The organism is Phyllobacterium sp. (assembly GCF_037994405.1).
Taxonomy (GTDB): Bacteria; Pseudomonadota; Alphaproteobacteria; order Rhizobiales; family Rhizobiaceae; genus Phyllobacterium.
The window spans coordinates 1-6,956 of record NZ_JBBNAN010000445.1 but is presented as its reverse complement, the minus strand read 5'-3'; the positions used below and the strand labels follow the sequence as shown (position 1 = coordinate 6,956).

Below are 6,956 nucleotides of genomic sequence, written 5' to 3'. Positions count from 1 at the left end.
TTGCCAGTGCTTGCTCGATCTGCAGGACGTTTACTTCGACCCAGACCTCATAGGTGCCAGGCTCGAAGGCAAGATCACAGGCTCTGACCGCTGGGGTCGCGCACTATGTACCAGACGTTGGGAAATTCCTCGCGAAACGCGAGCAGTTCGCTCGTTTCGTTGACTATCAACCTGCCACTCCGATCGCGGTCAATCGCGCCTTTCAGGACAGCGACCGATGCTTCATTGTCCACCAAAAGCCGGGGATTGGCGATCCACAGTGCAGCTGCGAAGAGGAGGATGAATACGAGAAGTGTTGCCGCCTGCAGCAGAATCAACCGCCGCACGAGGACCCATTGTAGCGAGCGAGCACGTTTTTCTTTCATGGAGCCGCCCGCAGAAGATAGCCGAGATTGCGAATTGCCCTGATCCCGATGCCGGTAGCGGCATCCTCGAGCTTCCGTCGCAACCGCGATATGTGCGCGTCCAGCGCATTGGACCCGAGCAAGGCGCGGAGGCGCGCCATCAGTTCCTCGGTGGCGAAAGGCTTGACCATATAATCATCTGCCCCGGCGTCGAGCCCGGTTACGCGATCGTCGAGACTGCCCATCGCAGTCAATACAACCACAGGTGCATCCACATGGAGAGTGCGCAAACGTGGAATGAGGCTGAGGCCTTCGCCATCGGGCAGTCGACGATCCAGCACAACCGCATCAAAAGGGCCGAATTTCGCCACGGCCTCGGCGTCGGCCAATGTCGAAACGTGATCGACGACCACATCTCGACGCTCCAGTGCGGTCTTGAGGACCGAAGCCATTTCAGGCTCGTCCTCAATCAGCAAAATGCGCATGCACATTCTCCTTCGGCAGAGGGCCAGCGACGATGTCCAGCTGCGGCGGTGAAATCTTTATCATGGGTTGCCGTACAAAACAGCGCCTATCAGGCGCGGACTACTCACACTCCAGCTTTGGCTGACGGAAATTGGTGATGTACCAGCGGCCGGTGGAGGAGCGGGCGTAGAACGGATAGAAGCATTCCTGACGTTCCACATAACCCGGCGTTTCGGTCTCTTCGTAGCGCCTGCCGTGCCTCGTGTTCCTCACTTCGCCGCTGGTTGAGCCGGAAACCACGTTGGTGGAAATCTTCCGCCACTGATATGCGCGCTCGCCTTGGTCAAGATCAATGACAGTCGTCGGCGGGCCGTAGTCCAGAATGACCGATTCCACCGGCTGCCCGATATAGTTTTTCATGATGTCAGCGGCACACCCCGCCAGAGCGATCGTGGCTGCTACGAAGAATGTGCCAAAGGCGTGCTGGAAGCAGCCTGCAATGCGGTTAGCCATGTCTGATCCCCGGCGTGAAGTCTGTGCCGGCAACTAGGCCGCGAAGATTGCGCCGACATTACCGGAGCAGATCTAGAGATGGCCAGAATCGTTCACAAATGATTGCGGCCGTTATCAGCATTCAGAAAATTACGCAGAAAGCTTTCCATCTTTGCTGAACTTGCGCTAAGACGCGCCATCCCGACTACAGCGATATTAAATCAACGAGGTTCCCAGCATGGCATCGAAAAAGCTCTTTCTCCTCCCCGGCGACGGCATTGGACCCGAGGCAATGGCCGAAGTCCGCAAGATCATCGCCTATATGAACGCCGAGCTGAAGAGCGGGTTCGAGCTGGATGAGGGGTTGGTCGGTGGCTCCGCCTATGACGCGCATGGCCAGGCCATTTCCGAAACCGATATGGCAAAAGCGCTGGCTTCCGACGCAGTTCTGTTCGGCGCTGTAGGTGGCCCGAAGTGGGACAGCGTTCCTTACGATGTGCGGCCGGAAGCCGGACTCTTGCGTCTGCGCAAGGACATGGAGCTCTTCGCAAATCTGCGGCCGGCAATCTGTTATCCGGCCCTGGCCGATTCATCGTCGCTCAAGAAGGAAGTCGTGGAGGGTCTTGATATCCTGATCGTGCGCGAATTGACCGGAGGTGTCTATTTCGGCGAGCCGAAAGAAATCCGCGATCTGGGCAATGGCCAGAAGCGCGGCATCGACACACAGGTCTACGACACATACGAAATCGAGCGCATCTCCGGTGTCGCCTTCGAACTGGCTCGCACACGCGGTAACAAGGTGACGTCAATGGAGAAGCGCAACGTCATGAAGTCGGGTGTCTTGTGGAACGAAGTCGTTACGGCGACCCACAAGGCAAAATATTCCGACGTCAAGCTTGAGCACATGCTGGCTGATGCCGGCGGCATGCAGCTTGTCCGCTGGCCCAAGCAGTTCGACGTGATCGTTACCGACAATCTGTTCGGCGACATGCTTTCCGATATTGCCGCGATGCTCACAGGATCACTCGGCATGCTTCCGTCCGCTTCGCTCGGCGCCCCGGATGCCAAAACGGGCAGCCGCAAGGCGCTCTACGAGCCGGTCCATGGTTCGGCGCCGGACATTGCCGGAACGGGTGCAGCGAACCCGATTGCCATGATCGCGTCCTTTGCGATGTGCCTGCGTTATTCCTTCAACATGGTGGCCGAGGCAGACAGGCTGGAAGCGGCCATTGCCGGCGTTCTCGACGATGGCATTCGCACTGCCGATATCATGTCGGAAGGCAAGACCAACGTTGGGACGACCGCGATGGGGGATGCGATCCTCGCAAAATTCACGGCGCTTGCCGCCTGAACCGAAATTCCGAATAGACAAAAGCCCGGCGCGAGCGATCGCGCCGGGCTTTTCCATCTTGGTGATTGATTACTTCACTTCGTGAAGATCAGTGCCCTTGGTGTCACGGACAAAGATAAGACCGATTATCAAGGTCATTGCCGCGACGACGATCGGATACCAGAGACCGTAATAGATATCACCCTTGAACGCGCTCATGGCAAAGACTGTTGCCGGAAGCAGGCCACCAAACCAGCCATTGCCAATATGATAGGGCAAGGACATGCCGGTGTAGCGGATGCGGGTCGGGAACATCTCGACCAGGATCGCGGCAATCGGACCGTAGACCATCGTCACATAGATCACGAGGATGAACAGGATCGCGATGACCTTCGTCCAGTTAACGGCGGCAGGGTCTGCAACCATCTTGAAGGCGCCGGCACCTGGAACCGCGTAGACCGCCACCTCGGTCGCGCCTGCTGCTTCTTCTGCGGTCAAGAGTTTGTCCTTGACGGCCTGATCGACGGGAACCATCGTCTTGGCGCCGGCACGGATTGCTGCCGCGTCGAGAGCCAGTTTCGGGTTGGCGGCGACCAGAGCGTCGAGCTTGGAGTCGACGACTTTCACGGGGTCACGAACAAGAGGATAGCCGCCGTCTTGCAGCGCGATGTTGACGGCCTTCGCAAATGCCGCCTCCTTGGCCTTTGCGTCGGCTCCGGCGGCAACCGCATCATAGGAATCGACCGTTTCCGCACCGATCTTGACTGTTGCCGCAGTTCCAGGCGCAGCAGTGGCCAAGACGTCATAGGGAACCGAGTTGCGGGTCAGGAACGATGTCGCGATATCGCAGGACGTGGTGAACTTGGCCGTGCCAGTCGGGTTGAACTGGAACTTGCAATCACCTGGTGCAGCTGTGACAGTCGCGCGAACGTTCTCCTGTGCCGCGGCGAGCGCAGGATTTGCCGCCCAGGTCAGCGCCTTGAATAGCGGGAAATACGTGAAGATGGCGAGCGCAAGACCAGCCATGATGATTGGCTTGCGGCCAATCTTGTCCGACAGCCAACCGAAGAATACGAAGAAGCCGGTGCCCAGCAGGAGCGCGATGGCGATCATGATATTGACCGACTGTCCATCGACTTTCAGGACATTTTGCAGGAAGAACAGCGCATAGAACTGCCCAGAATACCAGACGACAGCCTGACCGGCGGTAAGACCGAGCAAAGCGAGAATGGCAATCTTGGCATTCTTCCACTGACCGAAAGCCTCCGAGAGTGGTGCCTTGGAACCTTTGCCTTCTTCCTTCATGCGCTGGAATGTCGGTGATTCACTCAAGGACAGACGAATCCACACAGAAATGCCGAGGAGTATGAAAGAGAGGATGAAGGGAATGCGCCAGCCCCAGGCAGCGAAAGCATCCTTGCCGAGCCAGTTCTGAACGACGAGGATCACGATCAGCGACAGGAACAGACCGAGCGTTGCCGTGGTCTGGATCCAGGAGGTGTAATAACCGCGCTTGTTGTCCGGGGCGTGTTCGGCGACATAGGTCGCTGCGCCGCCATATTCACCGCCGAGTGCGAGACCCTGTAACATGCGCAGGCCGACCAGGATTATCGGTGCCGCGATGCCCCAGCTGGCTGAACCCGGAAGCACGCCGACCAGGAAGGTCGAAAGGCCCATAATCATGATCGTGACGAGAAATGTATACTTGCGGCCGACCAGATCGCCTATGCGGCCAAAGACCAGCGCCCCGAAAGGCCGGACAAGAAAGCCCGCAGCGAAGGCGAGCAGCGCAAAGATGTTGCGTGTTGCTTCCGGATATTCACTGAAAAAGGCCGCGCCGATAAAGGCGGCAAGAGAACCGTAAAGATAAAAATCGTACCATTCGAAAACAGTTCCGAGCGACGAAGCGAAGATAACTTTTTTCTCTTCTCTCGTCATACCCCGACTAGAACTGTCGGCCACAGACGTGATTGCCATTACTATTCCTCCCAGAAAACCGCAGTTAAGCCAAGAACATGATCAGCATAACCCCTCGATCACGTTCTCGACCATTGACACTCCCGCATGGCCCCTTTGCCGCGCTTACTTGGTGCGGCAAACCATGCGCCGGTGAATGTCCTCCGGAATTTTCTCCCCCCAAAGGTCATGCACCTGATGCACGCGCGGAGTGTTCAACAAATATTGACGAAAGCAAAGCCCGCATCTTACGTCAATTGTCTAAAATTGTGCGTAACACGACATATTCTTGTCTTTTGAAGAGACAATTGACTCTTTTAGGAAACCGCGTACAAGCACAGTCGGACAAGGAGACGCCCACGTGGCAAGCGAATCAACAGCGCTGTTTTTGATGAACGGTTCCGGCAATATTGCCGGATGCGCCGCTGTGCCTGCTCTTATACTTAAAGTTTCGGCCAAACAGACTGCGAAAACGACCACCAAAACGGTCTGATTTCCCTTGGCCTGCTCGCCCCTCCCGGGTCCGGCCCGGGGGAGAAGACCCGCAGTGGCCAGCGGGTTTGCGAACAGCAGAGAGGGACAGGAGATACTACAGATGAGTTTCAAGGTTGCAGTTGTTGGTGCCACAGGCAATGTGGGCCGCGAAATGCTCACAATACTGGAGGAGCGCGGCTTTCCGGTCAGCGAAGTTGTTGCGCTTGCCTCGCGCCGGTCGCAAGGGACCGAGGTGTCCTTTGGTGACAAGACGCTGAAGGTAAAGGCGCTCGATACCTATGATTTTTCCGATACGGATATCTGCCTGATGTCGGCAGGGGGGAACATCTCCAAGGAATGGTCGCCCAAAATCGGCGCCCTGGGTTGCGTTGTCATCGATAATTCCTCGGCCTGGCGCTACGATTCAAATGTGCCACTGATTGTGCCGGAGGTGAATCCCGACGCGATTTCCGGTTTCACCAAAAAGAACATCATCGCCAATCCGAACTGCTCTACGGCGCAGCTCGTCGTGGCGCTTAAGCCATTGCACGACAAGGCGAAGATCAAGCGCATCGTTGTTGCAACGTATCAGTCAGTTTCTGGTGCCGGCAAGGAAGGCATGGACGAGCTGTTCGAACAGTCGCGTGCCGTGTTCGTTGCCGATCCGGTGACGGCGAAGAAGTTCACCAAGCGCATCGCCTTCAATGTCATTCCACACATCGACGTCTTCATGGAAGACGGCTACACCAAGGAAGAGTGGAAGATGGTTGCCGAAACCAAGAAGATGCTCGATCCCAAGATCAAGCTCACGGCGACTTGCGTGCGCGTTCCGGTTTTCATCGGCCATTCGGAAGCGGTCAATATCGAATTCGAAACCCCGATGAGCGCTGAGGAAGCCCGCCAGATCCTGAGCGATGCACCGGGCTGCCTTGTCATCGATCGTGCGGAAGACGGCGGCTACATCACGCCCTATGAAGCAGCCGGCGAGGATGCCACCTATATTTCCCGTATCCGCGAAGACATCACTGTCGAGAACGGCCTTTCACTGTGGGTTGTCTCCGACAATCTCCGTAAGGGCGCGGCACTCAATACGATCCAGATTGCCGAGCTTCTGATCGCGCGCGGACTGATCCAGCCGAAAAAGATCGCGGCCTGAGCAGAACTCGCTTTCGAATTTGAAAGGGCGCGGGAACCGCGCCTTTTTATTTTGCATCGTCGATGCTCGCGACGAGATTGTCGCGCATTGCAATAAGTTCGGAGCGAAGTCCCTGTGCTTCATCCATAGTGCAGCCGAATGCTTTTCCCATCGCGACGGGAACAGCTTCTGCGCGTTCGCGCATGCTGCGGCCGTCATCGGTAAGGCTGATCAAGACCTGCCGCTCATCAACGGTATCCCGCCGTCTCGTGATCAGCCCGGCGGCCTCCAGGCGCTTTAACAATGGCGTCAGCGTGCCCGAGTCGAGACTAAGCTTGTCGCCAATCGCTTTGACCGTTTGATTTTCCTGCTCCCACAATACGACCATCACCAGGTATTGGGGGTATGTCAGCCCCAGCGCGGCAAGCCGTGGTTGATACGCGCGCGTTACAGCATTTGCCGTCGAATAGATCGCGAAGCACAGGAAGTCCGACAGCTTCAGGTGTGATTCCTGCGCTTTTTCTGCTGCATTTTCCATTCTGGCCACTCCTTCCCGGCTCCTGTGCACAGGATAGCCGCGGATGTTGGATTGTGCATCATTTAATTTCTCATCATTTAAGATATCTATTGCACGCAATTTAATTATGTGCAATGCAATATACGTCAAACATTTCACACGAAAGGAAAACCCATGAGCATTCTTTACACGACAAAGGCGACAGCATCCGGTGGCCGTGACGGCCGCGCAGCAAGCGAAGAC

General features: G+C 56.6%; 7 protein-coding genes. 2 read left to right on the top strand and 5 right to left on the bottom strand.

Features of this window, described 5'->3' with window-relative positions; translation table 11 throughout:
• Nucleotides 1-74 precede the first annotated feature (74 nt).
• The 3 genes from AAAC48_RS24280 to AAAC48_RS24270 form a co-directional block, all read right to left on the bottom strand.
• Nucleotides 75-365: a hypothetical protein gene (locus AAAC48_RS24280; protein ID WP_340656648.1), complete on the bottom strand. Its 291-nt coding sequence runs from the start codon at nucleotides 363-365 to the stop codon at nucleotides 75-77.
• A complete protein-coding gene (locus tag AAAC48_RS24275) occupies nucleotides 362-829 on the bottom strand; it encodes a response regulator (RefSeq protein ID WP_340656647.1) in 468 nt (155 codons plus the stop codon). The genes AAAC48_RS24280 and AAAC48_RS24275 overlap by 4 nt, the downstream gene beginning before the upstream one ends.
• 100 nt (nucleotides 830-929) lie before the next feature.
• On the bottom strand, nucleotides 930-1,322 hold the full coding sequence (locus AAAC48_RS24270; protein ID WP_340656646.1) for a hypothetical protein: 393 nt from the start codon (nucleotides 1,320-1,322) through the stop codon (nucleotides 930-932).
• 217 nt (nucleotides 1,323-1,539) lie between these two features.
• Between AAAC48_RS24270 and leuB the strand changes: the two genes are divergently transcribed.
• Nucleotides 1,540-2,652, top strand: a complete 1,113-nt coding sequence (leuB, locus tag AAAC48_RS24265) for a 3-isopropylmalate dehydrogenase (protein WP_340656645.1) — start codon at nucleotides 1,540-1,542, stop codon at nucleotides 2,650-2,652.
• A 69-nt stretch (nucleotides 2,653-2,721) separates the two neighbouring features.
• On the opposite strand, the gene AAAC48_RS24260 is transcribed toward leuB, so the two are convergent.
• Nucleotides 2,722-4,608 (bottom strand): MFS transporter, encoded by a 1,887-nt coding sequence (locus AAAC48_RS24260; RefSeq protein WP_340656644.1) that lies wholly within the window; start codon nucleotides 4,606-4,608, stop codon nucleotides 2,722-2,724.
• Nucleotides 4,609-5,182: 574 nt separating this feature from the next.
• Here AAAC48_RS24260 and AAAC48_RS24255 point away from each other — a divergent pair.
• Nucleotides 5,183-6,217, top strand: a complete 1,035-nt coding sequence (locus tag AAAC48_RS24255) for an aspartate-semialdehyde dehydrogenase (protein WP_340656643.1) — start codon at nucleotides 5,183-5,185, stop codon at nucleotides 6,215-6,217.
• A 46-nt stretch (nucleotides 6,218-6,263) separates the two neighbouring features.
• On the opposite strand, the gene AAAC48_RS24250 is transcribed toward AAAC48_RS24255, so the two are convergent.
• Entirely contained in the window at nucleotides 6,264-6,734 is a 471-nt protein-coding gene (locus tag AAAC48_RS24250; RefSeq protein ID WP_340656649.1) for a MarR family transcriptional regulator, read from the bottom strand.
• Nucleotides 6,735-6,956: the final 222 nt, after the last annotated feature.

What these genes read in the sequence shown, in the direction of transcription:
- leuB (WP_340656645.1), top strand. Translation starts at nt 1,540, where the DNA reads ATGGCATCGAAAAAGCTCTTTCTCCTCCCCGGCGACGGCATTGGACCC.
- AAAC48_RS24275 (WP_340656647.1), bottom strand. Translation starts at nt 829, where the DNA reads ATGCGCATTTTGCTGATTGAGGACGAGCCTGAAATGGCTTCGGTCCTC.
- AAAC48_RS24260 (WP_340656644.1), bottom strand. Translation starts at nt 4,608, where the DNA reads ATGGCAATCACGTCTGTGGCCGACAGTTCTAGTCGGGGTATGACGAGA.
- AAAC48_RS24270 (WP_340656646.1), bottom strand. Translation starts at nt 1,322, where the DNA reads ATGGCTAACCGCATTGCAGGCTGCTTCCAGCACGCCTTTGGCACATTC.
- AAAC48_RS24250 (WP_340656649.1), bottom strand. Translation starts at nt 6,734, where the DNA reads ATGGAAAATGCAGCAGAAAAAGCGCAGGAATCACACCTGAAGCTGTCG.
- AAAC48_RS24255 (WP_340656643.1), top strand. Translation starts at nt 5,183, where the DNA reads ATGAGTTTCAAGGTTGCAGTTGTTGGTGCCACAGGCAATGTGGGCCGC.
- AAAC48_RS24280 (WP_340656648.1), bottom strand. Translation starts at nt 365, where the DNA reads ATGAAAGAAAAACGTGCTCGCTCGCTACAATGGGTCCTCGTGCGGCGG.